The organism is Streptomyces sp. NPDC037203 (assembly GCF_055605065.1).
In genome coordinates this window covers 428,890-446,706 of the sequence record NZ_JBVJUC010000003.1, presented here as the reverse complement: position 1 = coordinate 446,706, position 17,817 = coordinate 428,890, and the positions used below count along the sequence as shown (strand labels likewise).

Here is a 17,817-nt window from a genome sequence, read left to right as displayed (position 1 = left end):
GCGGGACTGCCCTGTGCGGCCGCCGTTGTCTGGACGGCACTGGCAGCTGAGTTCCCCTGCCAGTTGGTTTCACACGTTGGAGTCAATTGTCCGGTCGGAGGGTGGTGCGCGCTACTCACGGCGTCGAAAGCGCAGGTGAGAGGGGGTTTTGGCGCCGGGTGAGAGGCCGGCGCGGCGGCGGGCGGCCAGGTGCGAACACCTGCCCCCTCGATGGACGGCCCCGTGAGTGCGGACCGCGGCGTCAGAGCCAGGAATTCGGCCGCTCTCCCGGACGACGCCTCCGGTGGTGGGCCAGGCGGCACAGCAGGCGGAAGGTCTGGAAGAGGGTGAGCGGCCACAGCACCGCGAAGCACCACAGCAGGCCGGGGTCCGAGGTGCGGATGCCCATGACCGCGCAGAAGGCGGACGCGAGGACCAGCAGCAGTACCCCTACCGGCAGCCAGATCCGCCGGTGCGCCCCGTCGTCCCCCTCCCGGTGCGCCCCGCCGCCCATCCGCCGGACGAAACCCCGGTCCTGCCGCAGATGCGCCTCGATCTCCAGCAGGGCCAGCCGCTCGCGCGGTGACAGCCGGGACTCGTCGCGCTTGTCCCCCCTATCCCAGTCGTCCACGGCGACGGCACCTCCTCCGCGGTCGGCGGCATCAGGCCCCCGAGTTCCCCCCGGCGAGCAGCCCGAAGCGGGAGGACACACCGCGTAGCCGACGCGCCGCGCAGAGCCACCTCGGCTACAACGGCGCCATTCGTTCATATCGCCTTAACCGCTGATTCGATCCGTGGGCGCACTGCACGGGCGAAACCCTCATCGGTGTCAAATACGCCCAGATCAAAGGGGTTGGCGGGCATGCGTCCCGGCCCGCGCCGCGTAAGTAATTCAAAAGGCAAGCAAAGTTTCCGAGTTGGCGCCCCGTGGTCCCGTATGTGTTCACCCGCCACCGCCGTCTCGTGCATATCATCTGATCAGTAGTGGATCACTGCCCTCCACATCGCCAAGCATCAACCCGCGCCCACACCTGGATGGTTGACCGGCCATACCCGCGTGAGCGCCTCAGAAAGGTCCCTGCCATTGAGCACCGTGGTGGCCAAACGATCACCGCGCGCCGAGGGTCCGCAGCTCCCCGAGGGACAGGTCGAGCTGGCGGAGCCACCGGTTCTGGGGGAGCCGGCGAGCGCCGATTTCGGATCGGCGCTGATGTACCTGCCCATGGCGCTGGGCACCGGCGCCATGGTGCTCATGTTCTCCATGCGCAGCGCCGGACCGACGACGTACATGATGTCCGGGATGATGGGCGTCGCCATGGTCAGCATGACGCTGACCCAGATCGGCCGGGCCGGTGCCGAGCGCCGGCGGCGGATGCGGGCCGAGCGGCGTGACTACCTGCGCTATCTCGCGCAGAAGCGCCGGCAGGCCCGGCAGGCCGCCGAGCAGCAGCGGGCCGCCCTGCTGTGGGACAACCCCGATCCGGGCCGGCTGTGGGCGCTGGTGATGGGCACCCGGCTGTGGGAACGCCGCCCGGCGCACGAGGACTTCGCCCGCGTCCGCATCGGACAGGGCGTGCGCCGCGCCGCGCTGGAGTTCCTGCCGCCGCAGACCAAGCCGGTGGAGGACCTGGAGCCGCTGACCGCGATCTCGCTGCGCCGGTTCACCAAGGCGCACCAGACGGTGCCCCGGCTGCCGATCCCGGTCGCGCTACGGCGGTTCACCAGCGTGGAGCTGGCCGGTGAGCCGGAGCCCGCGCTCGGGCTGCTGCGGGCGATGATCGCGCAGCTCGCCGCCTTCCACTCCCCCGACGAGCTGCGGATCGCCCTGCTGGGCGGGGCGTCGGCGCGGGCCGAGTGGGACTGGCTCAAGTGGCTGCCGCACAACGCGCATCCGCACGAGGAGGACGCCGCCGGTCAGGTGCGGCTCGCGGCCGAGGACCACGACGCGCTGATGGACCTGCTGGGTACCGAGGTGCGGGACCGGCCGGACCACGATCCGGACGCCTCGCCGAGCGTGGCCGAGCCGTTCGTGGTGATCGTGGCGCAGGGCGTACGGCTGCCGGAGACGTCGCGGCTGACGCACGGCGGGCTGCGCAACGTGGTCCTGCTGGACGCGACCGGCACCATGACCGGCGGTCCGAAGGTGCTGCGGCTGACCACGCGCGGCACCGGTGTCACGTTCCCGGCCGGTGACGACACGGTGACCGCCGAGGCCGACGCGCTGAGCCGCACGGAGGCGGACACCCTGGCCCGGCTGCTGGCGCCGATGCGCACCAGCGGCAGCGTGGACCTGGTGGACCGGCCGCTGGAGTCGGACTTCGACCTCACCGCGCTGCTCGGCATCCGGGACCCGCGCACCTTCGACGTGGCCGCCAAGTGGCGCCCGCGCCTCACCCAGTCCGCGCGTCTCCTGGTGCCGCTGGGCGTCACCGAGGAGGGCGAGGTCGTCGAGCTGGACATCAAGGAGTCGGCGCAGGGCGGCATGGGCCCGCACGGACTGCTCATCGGGGCCACCGGCTCCGGCAAGAGCGAGCTGCTGCGCACCCTGGTGATGGGCCTGGTCGCCACGCACTCGTCGGAGATCCTCAACCTGGTCCTGGTCGACTTCAAGGGCGGCGCCACCTTCCTGGGCATGGACCGGCTGCCGCACACCTCGGCGGTCATCACCAACCTGGCCGACGAGATCCACCTCGTGGACCGCATGCGCGACTCCATCAACGGCGAGATGATCCGCCGCCAGGAACTGCTGCGCGAGTCCGGGTACTCCTCGCTGTTCGACTACGAGAAGGCGCGGGGCGCCGGGGCGAACCTGACGCCGCTGCCCTCGCTGCTGATCATCGTGGACGAGTTCTCCGAACTGCTCGCCAGCAAGCCGGAGTTCGTGGACCTGTTCGTCTCCATCGGCCGCCTCGGGCGCAGCCTCGGGGTGCATCTGCTGCTGGCCTCCCAGCGGCTGGACGAGAGCCGCATCCACAAGGTCGAGGGGCATCTGTCGTACCGGATCGCCCTGCGGACGTTCTCCGCGATGGAGTCGCGCAGCGTCATCGGCGTCTCGCACGCCTACGAGCTGCCGTCGGCGCCGGGCAACGGCTATCTGAAGGTGGACACCACCAACCTGGTGCGCTTCAAGGCCGCTTACGTCTCCGGCGCCGCGCCCGAGCCGGTGGGCGAGGCGGAGCAGTCCGCGCAACTGGCCGCCGCCGGGCAGGAGATCACCCTGTTCGGGCTGGAGCAGCAGGGCACCCTGAGGTCCGAGCGCATCGCCGAGCAGCAGGCGCTTCAGGCCGCGCGGGAGGCCACGGCCGCCGCCGAGCGCAAGGCCGCCGCACAGGTGTCGGGCGGCGAGCAGAGCGAGGAGAGTCTCCTGGAGGTGCTGATCGGGCACCTGGAGGAGAGCGGGCCGCCGGCCCGGCAGGTGTGGCTGCCGCCGCTGACCGAGCCGCCGAGCCTGGACCAGCTGCTGCCGGGCATCGTGCCGGACCCGGTGCGCGGCATGAGCGCGGCGGACCATCCCTCGCTCAGCTCGCTGCGGGTGCCGCTCGGCATCGTGGACCGCCCCTTCGAGCAGCTGCGGGAACTGCTGGTCGCCGATCTCTCCGGCGCCGACGGGCACATCGGCGTGGCCGGCGCCCCGCAGACCGGCAAGTCGACGCTGCTGCGCACCCTGCTGCTGTCCCTGGCGCTGACCCACACCCCCGAGGAGGTCCAGTTCTACTGCCTGGACTTCGGCGGTGGCGGCCTGGTCTCCACGGCCGGCCTGCCGCACGTCGGCTCGGTCGCCACCCGCCTGGAGCGCGACCGCGTGCTGCGCACGGTCGCCGAGCTGAGCCAGCTGCTGGAGAAGCGCGAGGAGGAGTTCACCTCGCGCGGCCTGGAGTCGATGGCGGCCTACCGGCGGCTGCGGGCCACGGGCGAGATCGACGACCCCTACGGCGATGTGTTCCTGGTGGTCGACGGCTGGGGCACGCTGCGCCAGGACTACGAGGAACTGGAGCCCCGCGTCATCGAGATGGCGGCGCGCGGCCTGTCCTTCGGCCTGCATGTGATCGGTTCCGCGGTGCGCTGGTCGGAGTTCCGGCCCCGGCTGCGCGATCTGCTCGGCACCAAGTTCGAGCTGCGGCTGGGCGATTCGATGGAGTCCGAGGTCGGCTCCCGGATCGCGGCGGCCGTGCCGCACCAGCCCGGCCGCGGTCTGACGGCGGCGGGCCACCACTTCCTGTCCGCGCTGCCCCGCCTGGACGGCTCCGGCGAGACCGGCGATCTGACGACGGCCACCAAGTCGGCCGTGGCCGAGATCGACACCTTCTGGACGGGCCGCCCCGCACCGGGCGTCCGGCTGCTGCCGACCCGCCTTCCGGCGACCGAACTCCCGCTGGCCGAGGGCGACTTCAAGGTCTGCCTCGGCTGGGACGAGCAGCGCCTCGAACCGGTGTGGCACGACTTCACCGCCAATGCGCACCTGATGGTGTTCGGCGACGGCGAGACCGGCAAGACCAACGCGCTGCGCCTGATGATCCGCGCCATCACCACCCGCTACACCCCCGAGGAGGCGCGCATCATGGTCGCCGATCCGGGGCGCGGGCTCCTCAACTCGGTGCCCGAGGCGTACCGGGTCGGGTACGTCGTGGACAGCGACGCGCTCGCCCAACTGGCCACCAGCGCCTCGGTGTCGGTGGGCAAGCGGGTGCCGGGCCCGGACATCAGCCCGGAGCAGCTCGCCCGCCGCGACTGGTGGGAGGGGCCGCTGCTGTTCGTGCTCATCGACGACTACGACCTGTTCTCCGGGTCCCCCGGCGCCCCCTCCCCGATGGCGCCCCTGGTGCCGCTGCTCGCGCAGGGCCTGCACATCGGCATGCACCTGGTCGTCGCCCGCAGCACCTCCGGATCGGTCCGCGCCATGATGGACCCGGTGCTGCGCCGGCTGTGGGAGCTGGGCAACCCCGGACTCCTGTTCTCCTACCCCAAGGAGGAGGGCAAGTTCCTCGGCGAGGCCAAGCCGCGCACGCTGCCCGCGGGCCGGGCCCAGCTCGTCACCCGGCGTTCGGTGCGGCTCGTGCAGACCGGGCTGGTGTCGCCGTGAGTGACCCGAGCACCCTCCCCACGTCCCCCTCCCTCTCCCCAGGAGCAGTCCGATGACCACAGCCCCCGCGGTCACCGCGCCCGCCTCGGAGGTCTGCCGGGTCACGGTGGTGGGCCCCACCGGCCAGGCCGATCTGGCCATCCCGCTCACCACACCGGTCTCCGCGCTGCTGCCCGTGCTGGTGCGCCATGTGACGGCGGAGGCACCCGACCACGGCACGCCCTGGGTGCTGCAACGGCTCGGCGAGGACCCGTTCGACGCCGACGCCACCCCCGCCACCGTCGGCCTGCGCCATGGCGAGGTGCTCCATCTGCGGCCCGCCGACGAACCGCTGGCCGCCCTGCACTTCGACGATGTCGCCGACGGGGTCGCGCATGTCGTGACAGCGTTGCCAGGCGGCTGGCGGCCGGCGCTGACCCGGAACCTGGCGCTCGCCCTCGCGGTGCTGGCGCTGCCGGCGGTGGCGTGGGCGCTGCTGGGGTTCGGTCCGGGGCTCGCGGCCTCGGCCGGCGCCGGGGTGATCGCCGTACTGCTGGCCGCCGGATGCGAGGCCGGGCACCGGCTCTCCGCCGACGCGGGCAGTGTGCTGGTGGCCGGGCTCGGCGCGCTCGCGTTCGGCGCGCTGGCCGGGCTGACCTTCCGCGAGGGACCGCACGGCGGCTTCGCGCCGGGGCTGCCCGGAATGCTGGCCGCGGCGGGCGGGGTCGCGGTGGTGGCCGTCGCGCTGCTGGCGCTGCGCCCGCTGCCGCTGGTGGTCCCCGGCACGGCGCTGGGCACCGCGCTGGCCGCCGCGGTGGGCACCGGGCTGATGCGGGCCACCCACTGGCACGGCGGTCAGGCGGTCGCCGTGGTCGCGGTCGCGATGTTCGTGCTCGGTCACTTCGGCCCCCGGCTCGCGCTGCGCGCCGCCCGGCTGCGGGTGCCCCGACTCCCGCACAACGCGGCCGAGTTGCAGGAGGACATCGAGCCGGAGCCGCAGGAGCGGGTGGAGCGCAGGGTCAAGGCCGCCGGCGCCTTCCTGGACACGCTCAGCGTGTCCTCCGCGCTGGTCTACACGGCCGGGTTCTGGTACATGACCCGCGAGGGCGGCTGGATCGGCTGGCTGCTGCCGCTGGTCTTCGCCGGTGCGGTGCTGCTGCGGGCGCGCGGCCTGGACCGGTCCGCGCAGCGCGTGCCGACCGTGCTCGCCGGGGCCGCCGGTCTGGCCACTGTGGCGCTCACCCGGTTCGCCGCGGCGGGCGACGGCGCCCGGCTGATCGTGGTGGCCCTGCTGCTCGCCGCGGTCCTCGCCCTGCTGGTGGCCGCGTGGCGGCTGCCCGGCAGCCGGCTGCTGCCGGTGTGGGGGCACAGCGGCGACCTGCTGGAGACGGTCACCGCGATCGCGCTGCTGCCGCTGCTGCTCCAGGTCCTGCACGCGTACGCCTACTTCCGCGCCCTGACGAGCTGAGGGGGGCCGAGGCGTGCAGACCCGACGCGATCACATGCAGGCGTACCAGTTCGCCATGGGCCGGCTGGCGACCGCCCTCGTCACCGGCGACCCCGGCCGCGGCGACAGCCCCACCAAGCGGGCCGCGCTGGGCAGCTTCTTCGGCGCCGGGCTCGTCGTCCTGCTGTCCCTGGGCTTCCTGGTGTACGGCAAGCTGTCGCCGGTGACCACGGCGGCCTGGCGCGAGCCCGGCTCGATCATCGTGGAGAAGGAGACCGGCACCCGGTACCTGTTCCTCGACGGCCGGCTGCGCCCGGTGCGCAACTACGCCTCGGCGCTGCTGCTGACCGGCAACGGCGCCGCCGTACGCACCGTTGCGGCGAAGGCGCTGAGCGGCGTGCCGCACGGCGCGCCGGTCGGCATCGACGGCGCGCCCGACTCGCTGCCCACCCCGGCCACCCTGCTGGGCGGGTCCTGGACCGACTGCCTGCGTCCGGACCTGCCGTCCGGCCATGTGATCGACTTCGCGCCGGGCAAGCGGGCGGGCGCCTTCCCCGCGGGGCGGCAGCTGCTGCTGAAGTCGGCGGACGGCCGGCGCTTCGTGCTGTGGCAGGGCGTCAAGTACCCGGTGCCCGCGCAGTCCGCGTTGATCGCGCTCGGCCTCGACGGCGACCGGCCCGTGGCCGCCTCCGCCGCGTGGCTGGCCTCCGTACCGACCGGGGCGGCGCTCGCCCCGGCGAAGCTCGACCAGGCGGGCCGCGCGGCCGGGAAGGTCGCCGGACGGCCGGTCACCGTGGGCCAGTTGTTCACCATGACCGCGGCGGACGCGAAGCACACCTACGTCATGACCGCCGACGGGGTCGCCCAAGTCAGCGCCACCGAGGCGGCGTTGCTCGCGGCCCGGCCCGGCGCGCCGGCCCCGCGCCAGGTGTCGGTGACCGACATCGCCTCCGCGCGGGTCTCCGCCGCCCACTCCCTGGACAGCGGGGTGCCGGATCTGCTCGGCGCCCCGGCCCTCGACATCTCCCGGCAGGCGGTGTGCCTGCGCGAGAGCACGCGGGGGGCCCGGCTGACCGTGGGCGTGGCCGTGGAGAGCGGCCCGGCGGCGACCGGAACCCGGCGGGTGCTGATGCCGCCGTCGCACGGTGTGTACGCCGTGGACCAGCGGGAGGTGGCGCTCCGGGCGTCGAACCCGCACACCTACCTGATCACCGACCAGGGCATCGTCTACCCGCTGGGCTCCTCCGCCGCGCAGTCCCTCGGCATCGGCTCCGGCACCGCGACCGCGCTGCCGCAGTCCCTGCTGGCCGAGTTGCCGCGCGGACCGGTGCTCGACCGCTCGGTGGCGGCACTGACGGTGCAGGCCGGGCAGGACGGGGCGACGGTCTCACCCTCCGGCGACTCCGGTGCACCCGAAGGTCATTCGGGCGCTGCCCTGACCCCTTCGGGTGCGGGCCGGGCCCCGGTCCCGGCGGTCTCCGCCGACCCCTCGCCCACCGGCTCCGCCGCACGGGTGGGGTGAGCGGATGCGCAGAGGACTGGGCAGCACCCGCGCGGGCGGGACGGCGTTGCAGTGCCGGGCCGAGGGCCGGGCGCTGCTGGTGCACCCCAAGGGTGAACCCGACCCGCACGCCGCCGCGTTCGCCGCGGGGCTCGCCGCCGATCCCCAGCACACCCTGGCCGTGGTGGACCTCCCGAACGGGTCGCTGGAGGGGTCGGCGGACGCGGTGGCACGCCTTTTGGCGGGCCGCGGCGAGAGCCTGCGCCTGGTCTTCGGCCGCGGCACGCCCCAGGAGTCGCGGCGCGCCGCCCAGCGGATCGCGGACCGGCTCGGCCGGCTGGTGCTCGCGCCGGACGGCGCGGTGCTGCCGACCGACGGCGGCGGCCTGTTCATCCCGAGCGACCACGGCGCGGGCTGGCTGCGGTTCCGGCCCGGCCGTTCGGCGGAGCGCGACTCGCGCCGGTTCCCCAAGCCGCGCTGGGAGTTCTCCACCTTCGACCGCCCCTGGACGACCAGCGGCCACGGCATCGCCGAGCCGGCGCCCTGCGGGGTGTGGGTGCGCAGCCCGCACGACCATCCCGCCGCCGAGAGCGGCCGGCGCCTGGTGGACCGGCTGCCCAGCCACCCCGACATCCTCACCGTGGTCCTCGGCAGCCCCGGCGGTCCGCCCGTGACCCTGGCGGACGTGACCCGGCTGTGGGAGACGGTCCTGCCGTCCGCCCGCTCCTGGGTGCGCTTCCTGCACCTCGGTCCCGTCGCGCTGCCCGAGGGCGCCGAGGCGCTGGGCCAGGAACTCGCCGACGCGCTCGGCCAGCAGGTGGTGCTGTACGCGGGCGTGCCCGTCGAGTCCCGCGTCGGCCTCGCCTCGCCCGAGGTGGCGGCCGTACGGCCGGACGGCACGCTCGGCCACCACCCCTTCGTCAGCGAGCTGATGTACTTCCCGCGCACCGGGAGCGCCCCCGCCCCGCCCGCCCTCTTCGGGCTGCGCCGTCCCCTGTTCGGGGTGCCGGAGATATCCACCGGCGTGTACGAGTACGCCGCCGACGCGGTCCTCGAAGTGGTGCAGAGCGGGCTGTGGATGCGCCCGCTGGCCGAGCCCGCGGACGGCGACGCGGTGCGCCGCGTACCGGCCGCGCCCGGCTATGCCGCGATCCTCTACGACCGCAGCACGCCGGGCACGGAGGAGCGCATGCGCTCCCTCGCCGAGGACATGCTGTGGCGGCTGGACCCCGAACGCCGCGAGGGCTTCACCATCGCACCGGCCGACGAGCCGGGACACCTGGTGGTCCCGGCGGACGACGCGCACCTGTGGTCGGCGCCGGACGCCACGGCGACCGGCCCGCAGGCGATCGCCCCCGCCGCGTTCCGCGGGCAGGCGCGGGCCGCGGAGGTGGCGCCCTGGAGTTCGGCGGCCTCGGCGGCGGCTCCGTTGGCGGAGAACGCGGTCGTACGAGGCGAGGGTTCGGGCGCGGCGTCGGCGCTCGCGCGGTTGGACCTCGACGAGCAAACCGTCCGGGTACGCGGCGCCGCGGCACCGGCGACGCCCGCTCCCGCCGCGGCGCCGCCCGCGGCCAGGATCGAGTCCGAGGCGCCGGCGGCCGGGTTGCCGCAGGTGGAGTCGGGCGACGACGTCCAAGTGACCGGAGCGCCCGCAGACGCGCGTACGGCCGGCCGGCCCGCGCAGGAGTCCGCCGCCGGGTCGGCCGCCACGGCGACCGGGGGACCCGCGCCCGCACCCGCGCCCGAGCCGGTGCGGGAGGCGCCCCGCCCCGGCCCGGAGCCGATACCCGACGCGTCGCGCACCGAGGGTCCGGCACCCTCGTCCCTGGACCAGGCCCCGGTTCCGCCGGTCCCCGCGCCGCCTCGGCCCGCCGCGCCCGCGCGTCTTCCCCTGCCCCACCTTCCGGCCGTGTCCGAGCCGGGGCAACCGGGCGAGCCGCCGCGCGAGAACCCGCGCCCGGCGGACGGTCCCGAGGGCCGGGGTACGGACCGCCCGGCAGGGACCGAGGCACCCACGCGACCGCCCGGCCCGGCACCGGAGCCTGAGCCGCGACCGGAAGCGGAACCGGCGGGGTCGGCCCCGCACACGTCCGGCAGCCCCGGCGCCGGTCCGTCGCTGCCGCCTGCCCCCGCCACCCAGGAGCCGCAAGCGGAACGGCAGTCGGAGCCGCAGCCGCAGCCTGCGGTGCCGCCGACCGCGGCTCCCGCGCCCACGGCTCCCGCCCCCGCCCCCCGGCCGGCCGAGCCGAAGCCCGCCGTGCGGCCCGCGCCGTTGATCCGCCTGGAGTCCGACTCCCCGGCCGCCGCTCCGGTGGCGCCCGCCGCCGACGACGACCGGGCCGGCACGGCGACGCCGCCCGCCCCCGCGCCGAAGGCCGCAGACGCCCAGAAGCCCCCCGCGGCCACCCCCGGCGTCCGCGTCCAGCCCACCCCCAAGGCGTCCGCCTGCGCCGTGCCGCCCGAGCGCGGCACCGAGAAGGAGCGGGACTGGGTGCGGCGGACGCTGAGCACGCAGTACAACGCGGTCGCGGGCACGGTGTCGCGGGTCATGTCGGAGTCGCCGGGCCTGCGCGGTGGCGCGCGCGGCGAGGCGGCGGACGCGCTCACCGACCTGGTCGCCGTACGGCTGTTCCTGTCCGGGGACAGCGCGCAGGTCAACGCGGCCGTACGCGCCGCGGCGGTGGGCCCGCACGTGCCGCTGGCCCGCTGCGTGGCGGCGGGGCTGCGCAGGCTGCCGTCGTACCGGGGTGCCGCGCTGCTGCGGGCCCGCGCGAACGCGGCGGAGCGGGCGTGGTTCCGCGAGGGACGGCTGGTGACGGAGTGGGCGTTCTGCACGGCGTACGGCGCCCCGCGCCCCGGCCCGCACGACGCCACCGACTTCCTCATCTGGTCGATCACCGCCCGCCGTACCAATCTGATCGACCCCGCGGAGCCGGACCGCGTGGTGTTCCTGCCCGGTACGAGGTTCAAGGTGCTGCGTCCCGCGGAAGGCGAGGGCCCGGTGCTGCTGCGGGAGTTGTCGCCCTCGGAGATCGCTTCCGACGGCAAGGTGGACACCCAGCGGGTGCCGTTGGACGAGATCGCGCTGGACGGTCTCGACCGCGCGGCGGCCGCGTTGCGCGCCGACGACGCGGCCGGGCGGGACGAGCGGGGCGGCGAGGAGAGCCTCGGGACGCCTCCGGGCCTGATGGGTGAAGCGCCGGCGCCGCGGCGGGGCCCGCGCACCACCGGCGACGGCGACAGCGGCGACCTGAGTGCGCCTGACGAGGGAGCGAAACTGTGACCCGGCCCGTGCTACTGGTGTCCCCGGACCGCCCCGGTGCCTACCGCGCCATCGCCGACGCGCTCGCGGACGCCACCGACGGGGCGCTGATCACCATCGCGCCGGGGCGTTACGACGAGAGTCTGTACGTCAACCGCGCGGTGACGCTGGCCGCCGAGGGCGCCGGCGGCACGGTGGAGATCGCGGCGTCCGCGGGCAGCACCGTCGTCCTGGACGCGGAGGCGGTACGGATCACCGGGCTCCGGTTGTCCGGCACCGACCGGGAGGCCCCGGTGGTCGACGTGCGCCGGGGGCAGGCCGCGCTGGACGGCTGCCGGATCTCCGGCGAGGCGTGGGCTGCGGTGCTGGCCTGGCAGGACGGCGTGGTCGCGCTGCGGGACTGCCAGGTGACCAACGCGCAGGGCGCGGGCATCGTGGTCACCTCCGCGGGCGCCAACGCCGTGGAGGGCACGCACATCCAGGAGGTCGGCTCGTCGGCGGTCGTGGTGGCCGAGCACGGCCGGCTGACGCTGCGCGACTGTCGGCTGGAGCGGGCGCGGGGCAACGGCGTATGTGTCAACGGGCAGGCCACGGCGGTGGTGGAGGGCACCCGGATCAGCGGCAGCGGCAAGCCCGCGCTCGCCGTGGAGCAGCAGGCGCGCGCCACGCTGACCGGCGTCGAGGTGAGCGGCAGCGCGGCCCTGGACGCGTATCTGACCAGTGCCGCGGACGTCACCCTGGTCCGCTGCTCGTTCACCGGTTCCGGCGGTCAGGCGGTCCGGGTCGGCGAGGGCAGCGCGCCGGTGCTGCGCGAGTGCCTGGTCGCCGGGGCGCGACGGGAGGGCATCCATGTCGCGGCCGGGGCGCGGCCCCGTCTGGAGGACTGCCGGATCACCGGCACCCCGACCGGTCTGCTGGTGGAGGCGGGCGGGCAGGCCGAGGGCGCGGGGCTGAGCGTCGAGGGTGCGAGCACGGCGGCCGTGCACGCGGCGGACGGTGTGGTGGTGCTCGACCGGCTGACCGCCGACGACGGCGGCACCGCGCTGCTGGGCGCCGGCTCCAGGGCCCGACTGACCGTACGCGACGCCGAGTTGGCGACCGGTGTCGAACTGTCCGAGGGCGCCTCGGCGACGCTGTCCGCGGTGCGCCTGCGCTCCGGGGGCGGCACGGGCCTCGCCCTCGCCTCGGGCGCCCGCGCCGAGGTGACCGGCTCGGCCTTCACGGGCTGTACGACGCTCGTCGGTGCGGAGTCCGAACTCAGCGCCCAAGACAGCGAGTTCACGGGGGCGGACGGCGACGGCATCCGGATCAGCGCGGGCGGTGCGCTCACCGCGGTCGGCTGCCGGGTCAACGGCGCGCGCGGGCATGGCGTGAACGTCCAGGCGTCCTCGCGGGCCGAGCTGACCAACTGCACCGTCTTCGACAACGGCGGCGACGGCGTGCGCTGCAACACCGAGGAACCGGTGCGGGTGCACGACTGCGAGGTCCGCGACAACGGCGGCGTCCCGGTACGCCAGCTCACCTCGGGCCGGGTCTCGGTGGAGCGCGTGGACACCGGCGGCGACCCGGCGGGCCGTGCGAGCGGCACCAGCGGTTCCGGTGAGTCCGGCGCGGCGGACGGCGACGCGGCGACCCGGCAGGCCGCGCACACCGGCACCGGGCCGCTCGCGGAGCTGGAGGCGCTGGTCGGCCTGGAGAGCGTGAAGCGGGAGGTCACCGGGCTGATCAACCTCAACAAGATGGCGCAGCGCCGCCAGGAGATGGGCCTGCCGATGCCGCCCATGAGCCGGCACCTGGTCTTCGCGGGCCCGCCCGGCACCGGCAAGACCACGGTGGCCCGGCTCTACGGCGCGGTCCTCGCCGAACTGGGCATTCTCAGCCAGGGCCATATCGTCGAGGTGGCCCGCGCCGATCTGGTGGCGCAGATCATCGGCGGTACGGCCATCAAGACCACGGAGGTCTTCAACAAGGCGCTCGGCGGTGTGCTGTTCATCGACGAGGCGTACACGCTCACCAACCAGTCCCGCGGCAACGGCCCCGACTTCGGGCAGGAGGCCGTGGACACGCTGATGAAGCTGATGGAGGACCACCGCGACGAGGTCGTGGTGATCGTCGCCGGGTACTCCGCGCAGATGGAGCAGTTCCTCGCCTCCAATCCGGGCATGGCCTCCCGCTTCGCCCGCACCGTGGAGTTCCCCAACTACAGCGCCGAGGAACTGGTCACCATCGTGCGGGGCCTGTGCGCCAAGCACTACTACGAGCTGTCGGGCTCCGCCCTCGAGGCCCTGGACCGCTACTTCCAGGACGTGCCCAAGGGCGCGACCTTCGGCAACGGGCGCGTCGCCCGTCAGGTCTTCGAGGAGATGATCAGCCGGCAGGCGTCCCGGCTCGCCGCCGAACCGCCGGGCGATGACGCGGAGTTGTCACGGCTCGACGGTGCGGACGTCATCACGGTGCCGGGCGGCGCTGCGGAGGCGGCGCAGGGCGGCGGAGCGCCGACCCCGGCGAGCGGCCGGACCGACCGGCCCGCCGACCGGGGCGGCCCGCAGCCCGCGACCCCGGCCCCCGCGCCCTCGCCTGCGGCCCCCGCTGCCGGACCTCCCCGTCCGGCGGGCCTGCGGAAGCTCGACGCGATGACCGGGCTCGACCCGGCCCGCGCCGCCCTGGCCACCCGTGTGGAGGCGCTGGCCGGTGCGCCGCGGGAGCACGGGCGGACGATCTCCGCGCAGGCCAACATCGTGCTGGAGGGGCCGCAGGGCAGCGGCCGGCGGGCGCTGGCCCGCGCGTACGCGCGGTGTCTGACCGAGGCGGGGCTGCTGACCTCGGGCACCGTGCACGAGGTACGGCTCTCCACGCTCCCGGCACGCTTCCCGAAGCAGCCCGCCCACCGGCTGGCGGCGGCGCTGGAGGAGGCGGAGGGCGGGCTGCTGGTGCTGCGCCTCGACGACGCCCTCGGCCGCCGTTCGCCCGCCGAGCGCGCGGCGGTGCTCGACGGGCTGGCCCGGCTGGCCGGCACGCCCTGCGACACCGTGCTCGCGCTGTGCGGCTCGCCCGCCGAGCTGCGTGCGCTGGTGGCCGAACGGGCCGACATCGCCGGGGAGTTCGCCGAGTACCTGCGGCTGGACCCGTACACCGTGGAGCAGGCCATCGAGCTGGTACGCCGGCGGCTGTGGGCCTTCGGGTTCCAACTGGCCGACGACGCAGGGGAGATGCTGGCCGCCGCCTTCCATGCCGCGCCGCCGCGCGGGGGTGCCTGGGAGGCGCACCGCCTGGCCGAACGGCTCGCCGCGTCCGCCCGTACCCGTACCGTCTGTGCGACCGACCTCCCCGGCCCCCCGGCCCCCGAGGCGCCAACGGGCGCCGGCCCGGCGGGCCCGGCGCAGCCGACGGGCTCGGCGGCTCCCGCGGGCGCGGCGGCCCCTGCCGGTTCAGCGGGTCCTGCGGGCCCCCCGGCGGCGGGACCGGCACCCCGCACCGCACCGGCCGCGGCAGCGCACCCGGCGAAAGCCCCGTATGCGGGGGCCGGGCGGCCGGGCACCACCGAGCCACCGCCCCCGGCGAGGCCCCTGGTGCAGACCTGAAGACGTCCGCCCCCGGCGCCGCACACGACCTCGTGCGCGGCGGCGGACGGCGGGTGAACCCCCCACCACCCGGCGCCGATGCGCATCCCCTGTGGATGTGACATCGCTGTCAACAGCCAAGGCCGGCGCCGCAGTTCGAGAGAGGACCATACGATGGCACTGACGTCAGTCGAACTACAGGGAATGACCGCCGCCCAGGGCAGCTTCCAGACCGCCCTGGACGAGACCACCGGCTCGTACGCGCAGATGGACGGCCAGATCGAGGGCCTGCGGGCGAGCTGGAGCGGCGAGGCCGCGAACATCTACCACTCGGCCATGCAGGACTGGCTGACCGACTTCGACAAGGTCAACCAGGCGCTGCGCACCATGCTGGAGAAGCTGGCGGAGAACACCCACATCTACGCCAACACCCACGAGAACACCCAGCAGCAGGCGCAGCAGGTCGCGCAGCAGATGGGCTCCGGCCAGGTCGGCCTGCCGGGCTTCCCCTCCTGAGCCGGTCCCCGACCGACACACCCCCCTTCGTACTCGCATCCGTTCCCAAGGAGCCGGACAGCAGATGACCACGTACACCGTCCAGATGGAGCAGGTCGACTACATCGTCGGCGAGATGAACTCCATCACGCAGCGCATCAACCAGACGCTCACCGAGCTGGACAACGCCGCGAAGATGCACCTCAGCGAGTGGACCAGCGACGCCCAGCAGACCTACCAGCAGGTCAAGGCGCAGTGGGACGCGGCCGCCGCGGACATGACGCAGAAGGCCGCCTCCGCCACCCAGATGCTCGGTGAGATCAACGAGTACTACTCGAGCGGCGAGCGCCAGGGCGTTCGGCTCTGGGGGTGACCGATGGCTGACCAGCCCTTGCCGATTCCGGAACCGCACAGGTCGACGCCGACTCCGGACCCGAAGCAGTACGACGGCGGTACGACGATCGACCCCGGCCACGGCACCGTGACCGCGAGCACGACGTTCACCCCGCCGAACGTACCGGGGGGTTCGGGCAATCCGGGCAGCGGTACCAGCGTGGACACCCCGTCGATGCTGTTGTTCGCCGACAACATCGACAAGCTGATCCAGCCCGCGCGGGACGCCGCGACCGAGCTGGGGAAGGTGCAGGCCGAGCCGGGCGCGTTCTACCACGCGAACCAGATCCGGACGAAGATCAACGGTCCGAACGCCGACTCCGGGCTCAAGGAGTCGTACATCAAGGTGTTCCAGGACCTGGCCCAGGGTCTGGGTGATCTGCGCGACGGTGTCAAGCAGTTGGCACAGCACTACACCACTCTGGAAGACGCCGGGCGGATGAAGGCGACGGATCTGCAAAGCGCCATGCAGAGCACGAGCAGCGACTTCACCAGCCTGGTGACCGACGCCGGCGGGTCCGGCGGCGGAGCAAGTTGACGGGTGGTCCCCGCCGTTCCCGGTGCCGTACGACGGCGGCCGGGGCGGCGGGGACCCTGACAGGGGCGCGAGCGGGAGACTGGGACACAGATGGCCAGCCCGGACTACAACAGCGGTGGGTTCAGCGACAGCGGCGACGGCATCTTCGCCGATCCCGGAAACGATCCCGGATCGATCGACGACTACAACTCGTGGGACTGGAAGCAGATCATGGCGGCCATCAACGGCATGTCCGCCGGAACCGCCTCGGACGCCAACGAGGAGCGCGCCAAGGGCATCTCGGACCCGCAGTCCCTGATGGACGCTGCCGGTCACTTCCTCAACGCGCAGGTGGTGCTCGCCGGCATCGCCAAGAGCCTCGCCGACCAGGCGAACGCGCTGGCCGGGGAGAACGGGCCGTGGAAGGGGGCCGCGGCGGACGCCTTCTGCGACATGATCAACACCTTCTCCCGGCAGGTGAAGGCGACCGCCGACGTGCTCTCCGGCGGTGAGGCGGGCAACTCGGTGCCGCAGCAGCTCGCTGACAACTCGGTCAATCTCTACAACGCCAAGGTGAAGATCGCCGACATCGACAACTGGTACGCCAACCAGGCCCTGAAGATGGGCGTCCATCCGATGAGCAACGGCCTGATCCCGATCCACGAGAAGCCGCAGCTGGTCGAGTGGATGACCAGGGACATGCGCGCGGTCCTCAAGAGCCTGGCGGGCGAGTACCAGGTCACCATCGACTCGGTGCACACCCCGCCGCCCGTCACCAGCCCCACGGACAGTCCCGATGTGCCGGACAACGTCCCGGACGTCTCCGACCCCAATCTGACCGACCCGAACCTGCCGGACGTCAACGCGCAGGATCCGCAGTCGTTCTCGGCCCCCGACATCTCGGGCATCCAGGCATCGGGCATGCCCGGCCTGGATCCGATGGACGCGCTGGCCACACCCGCGCCGTTCTCCGGCGGCACCGGTGTGGACGGCGGCGCGCCCGGTCTCGACGGGCTCCCGGAGGACGCGATCGGCAACGACACCCTCGATCCGAGCGCCCTGGACCGGGCGCTCAACCCGTCCGCGTTTCCGGGCGGCACCGGCGTGGGCGACGGTGTCCCCACGCTCTCGCCCACCTCGTTCCCCGGCGGTACCGACGTGGGCGGCGGTGTTCCCGCCCTCTCGCCCACCTCGTTTCCGGGCGGCCTGAACACGGACGGCGGCAAGATGCCGAAGCTGTCCGACAACCTCGCGGAGGATCCGGCCAGTTGGGCCGACGGCGCCGGCGCCCCGGAGGAGTTCCCCGGCGACACGGGTGTCGGCGGATCCGGCGGGCTCACCGCGGGGCACGGGCTCGGCGATGTCTCTCCCGAGCAGTTCCCCGGCGGCCTCGGCACGGAGTCCGGATTGCCGGAGGGGCTCGCGTCGCCGTCCCTGCTGAACGACGCGCTGGAGTCGCCGTCCGTCGACGGCCTGTCGGACGGCGAAAGGGGCCTCGGCACGGGCGGGATGCCGATGATGCCCGGCATGGGCTCGGGAGGCATGCCCCAGAGCGGCGCACTCGACCCCAGCGATGCCAGCGGCCTGCTCGACAGCGAGGCCGC

10 protein-coding genes are annotated in these 17,817 nt (G+C 74.2%); 9 read left to right on the top strand and 1 reads right to left on the bottom strand.

What is annotated here, in order from left to right; all coding sequences use genetic code 11:
• Positions 1 to 241: 241 nt before the first annotated feature.
• Entirely contained in the window at positions 242 to 610 is a 369-nt protein-coding gene (locus tag ACZ7EC_RS11190) for a DUF3040 domain-containing protein (protein WP_471060859.1), read from the bottom strand.
• Between the two features lie 453 nt (positions 611 to 1,063).
• Between ACZ7EC_RS11190 and eccCa the strand changes: the two genes are divergently transcribed.
• The 9 genes from eccCa to ACZ7EC_RS11145 all read left to right on the top strand — a co-directional run.
• Positions 1,064 to 5,059, top strand: a complete 3,996-nt coding sequence (gene eccCa / locus ACZ7EC_RS11185) for a type VII secretion protein EccCa (protein ID WP_471060856.1) — start codon at positions 1,064 to 1,066, stop codon at positions 5,057 to 5,059.
• A gap of 52 nt (positions 5,060 to 5,111) precedes the next feature.
• Positions 5,112 to 6,506, top strand: a complete 1,395-nt coding sequence (gene eccD, locus ACZ7EC_RS11180; protein ID WP_471060853.1) for a type VII secretion integral membrane protein EccD — start codon at positions 5,112 to 5,114, stop codon at positions 6,504 to 6,506.
• A 13-nt stretch (positions 6,507 to 6,519) separates the two neighbouring features.
• Complete coding sequence (gene eccB / locus ACZ7EC_RS11175) at positions 6,520 to 8,007, top strand: type VII secretion protein EccB (RefSeq protein ID WP_471060851.1); 1,488 nt, start codon at positions 6,520 to 6,522, stop codon at positions 8,005 to 8,007.
• A gap of 4 nt (positions 8,008 to 8,011) precedes the next feature.
• Entirely contained in the window at positions 8,012 to 11,269 is a 3,258-nt protein-coding gene (locus ACZ7EC_RS11170; RefSeq protein ID WP_471060848.1) for a hypothetical protein, read from the top strand.
• Positions 11,266 to 14,829, top strand: a complete 3,564-nt coding sequence (locus ACZ7EC_RS11165) for a right-handed parallel beta-helix repeat-containing protein (protein WP_471060845.1) — start codon at positions 11,266 to 11,268, stop codon at positions 14,827 to 14,829. The genes ACZ7EC_RS11170 and ACZ7EC_RS11165 overlap by 4 nt, the downstream gene beginning before the upstream one ends.
• Before the next feature lie 153 nt (positions 14,830 to 14,982).
• On the top strand, positions 14,983 to 15,324 hold the full coding sequence (locus tag ACZ7EC_RS11160) for a WXG100 family type VII secretion target (protein WP_397987682.1): 342 nt from the start codon (positions 14,983 to 14,985) through the stop codon (positions 15,322 to 15,324).
• A 64-nt stretch (positions 15,325 to 15,388) separates the two neighbouring features.
• Positions 15,389 to 15,676 (top strand): WXG100 family type VII secretion target, encoded by a 288-nt coding sequence (locus tag ACZ7EC_RS11155; RefSeq protein WP_037655754.1) that lies wholly within the window; start codon positions 15,389 to 15,391, stop codon positions 15,674 to 15,676.
• 3 nt (positions 15,677 to 15,679) lie between these two features.
• Positions 15,680 to 16,234, top strand: coding sequence for a hypothetical protein (locus tag ACZ7EC_RS11150; protein ID WP_471060840.1), 555 nt, complete (start codon positions 15,680 to 15,682; stop codon positions 16,232 to 16,234).
• A gap of 90 nt (positions 16,235 to 16,324) precedes the next feature.
• Positions 16,325 to 17,817 (top strand): WXG100 family type VII secretion target (locus ACZ7EC_RS11145; protein ID WP_471060837.1); only part of this gene is annotated, 1,493 nt, incomplete at its 3' end.

What these genes read in the sequence shown, in the direction of transcription:
- eccD (WP_471060853.1), top strand. Translation starts at nt 5,112, where the DNA reads ATGACCACAGCCCCCGCGGTCACCGCGCCCGCCTCGGAGGTCTGCCGG.
- ACZ7EC_RS11170 (WP_471060848.1), top strand. Translation starts at nt 8,012, where the DNA reads ATGCGCAGAGGACTGGGCAGCACCCGCGCGGGCGGGACGGCGTTGCAG.
- ACZ7EC_RS11155 (WP_037655754.1), top strand. Translation starts at nt 15,389, where the DNA reads ATGACCACGTACACCGTCCAGATGGAGCAGGTCGACTACATCGTCGGC.
- ACZ7EC_RS11150 (WP_471060840.1), top strand. Translation starts at nt 15,680, where the DNA reads ATGGCTGACCAGCCCTTGCCGATTCCGGAACCGCACAGGTCGACGCCG.
- ACZ7EC_RS11160 (WP_397987682.1), top strand. Translation starts at nt 14,983, where the DNA reads ATGGCACTGACGTCAGTCGAACTACAGGGAATGACCGCCGCCCAGGGC.